This window comes from Arthrobacter sp. HMWF013, assembly GCF_003061105.1.
Classification (GTDB): domain Bacteria; phylum Actinomycetota; class Actinomycetes; order Actinomycetales; family Micrococcaceae; genus Arthrobacter.
Genome location: NZ_QAIQ01000278.1, coordinates 1 through 1,940 on the forward strand (window position 1 = coordinate 1; position 1,940 = coordinate 1,940).

Below are 1,940 nucleotides of genomic sequence, written 5' to 3' on the forward strand. Positions count from 1 at the left end.
GTCCAGCTGCTTCCCACGACGTTGTCCGCCAGCTTGGCGCGGCGCGGGCTCTTGAGCATCCGGCCGATGTCCAGCTGATCCCCTGGCTGCACGCCCAGGGCGGTGGTCGCATCCGCGTGGGGATCGAGGTCCACCACCAGTGTGGGGATGCCCGCGGCAAGCGCCGCAGACGCCAATCCTGTGGTGATGGAAGTCTTGCCGACTCCACCCTTGAGGCTGCTGATGCTGACTACTTGCACTTGTGAGACCAAAACCTAACGCCGGCTGCCGTGTTGGGGGTAATGTTTGCTCCGGCAGTGCCGAAGCCGGGCGGCTCCTGCCGCCCCACCCATCATATGTTGATTGTGCCGGTGAATCCCGCCTTCCGGGAACGCGGCATGGCATCGCGGAAAGTGGGTGTGGCCAGGCCTGCCGGCTTCCGTCGGACCATGCGGGACATGACGGAGGTTTCTGTGACTGTGGCCACAATGATTTGTGTTTGTCTGCGCGGGTCCTAGACACTGTGACCACCTACCGATACACCCGCAATGATGCAGGAGAAGAATGTTTTCCAAAATTCTGGTGGCCAACCGCGGCGAAATCGCGATCAGGGCCTTCCGCGCCGGCTACGAGCTGGGCGCAAAGACCGTTGCAGTCTTTCCGAATGAAGACCGAAACTCGATCCACCGCCAGAAGGCCGATGAGGCATATCTGATCGGTGAGGAAGGCCATCCGGTCCGGGCTTACCTGGACGTGGCCGAAGTGGTGCGCGTTGCCAAGGAGTCCGGCGCCGACGCCATTTACCCCGGATACGGTTTCCTGTCCGAAAACCCGGACCTTGCGCGCGCTGCCAAGGACGCAGGCATCACCTTCGTCGGTCCGCCGGCCGAAGTGCTGGAACTGGCAGGCAACAAGGTGGCGGCCCTGAAGGCGGCCAAGGAAGCCGGCGTTCCCGTCCTGAAGTCCAGCGAGCCGTCCAAGGACCTGGACGAGCTGATCGCCGCCGCCGACGAGATCGGTTTCCCCATTTTCGCCAAGGCTGTCGCAGGCGGTGGCGGGCGCGGCATGCGCCGTGTGGACACCCGCGAGGCCCTGCCCGAGGCCCTTCAGGCGGCCATGCGTGAAGCAGACGCCGCATTCGGCGATCCCACCATGTTCCTGGAGCAGGCAGTCCTTCGCCCGCGCCACATCGAGGTGCAGATCCTGGCCGATGCCGAGGGTAACGTCATCCACCTGTTCGAGCGTGACTGCTCCATCCAGCGCCGCCACCAGAAGGTCATCGAGATCGCGCCCGCGCCGAACCTTGACGAGGGCATCCGCCAGGCCCTCTACCGCGACGCGGTGAAGTTCGCCAAGGCGCTGAACTACGTCAATGCCGGAACGGTTGAGTTCCTGGTGGACACCGTCGGTGAGCGCGCCGGACAGCACGTGTTCATCGAAATGAACCCCCGCATCCAGGTGGAGCACACAGTCACCGAGGAAGTGACCGATGTTGACCTGGTCCAGGCCCAGTTGCGGATCGCCTCCGGCGAGACCCTCGCTGACCTCGGACTCTCCCAGGAGACCGTACAGCTCAAGGGTGCGGCCCTGCAGTGCCGCATCACCACCGAAGACCCGGCCAACGGGTTCCGGCCCGACGTCGGGAAGATCACCGGGTACCGCTCCGCCGGCGGTGCCGGGGTTAGGCTCGACGGCGGCACCGTTTACTCGGGCGCCGAGATCAGCCCCCACTTCGACTCCATGCTGGTCAAGCTCAGCTGCCGGGGACGCGACTACCCGGCCGCGGTAGCCCGTGCCCGCCGCGCCCTCGCCGAATTCCGTATCCGCGGGGTGTCCACCAACATCTCGTTCCTGCAGGCAGTGCTGGACGACAAGGATTTCATTGCCGGCAACGTGGCAACCAACTTCATCGATGAGCGCCCGCAGCTGCTGAAGGCCCGTGTCTCCGCTGACCGCGGCAC

General features: G+C 64.9%; 2 protein-coding genes. One reads left to right on the forward strand and one right to left on the reverse strand.

From position 1 onward, the window contains the following. On the reverse strand, positions 1-239 hold a 239-nt coding region (locus DBR22_RS10975), incomplete at its 3' end, for a ParA family protein (RefSeq protein ID WP_146187472.1). A gap of 304 nt (positions 240-543) precedes the next feature. On the opposite strand from DBR22_RS10975, the gene DBR22_RS10980 reads away from it, so the two are divergent. Then, the coding region (locus tag DBR22_RS10980) for an ATP-binding protein (protein ID WP_146187473.1) at positions 544-1,940 on the forward strand (1,397 nt) is incomplete at its 3' end.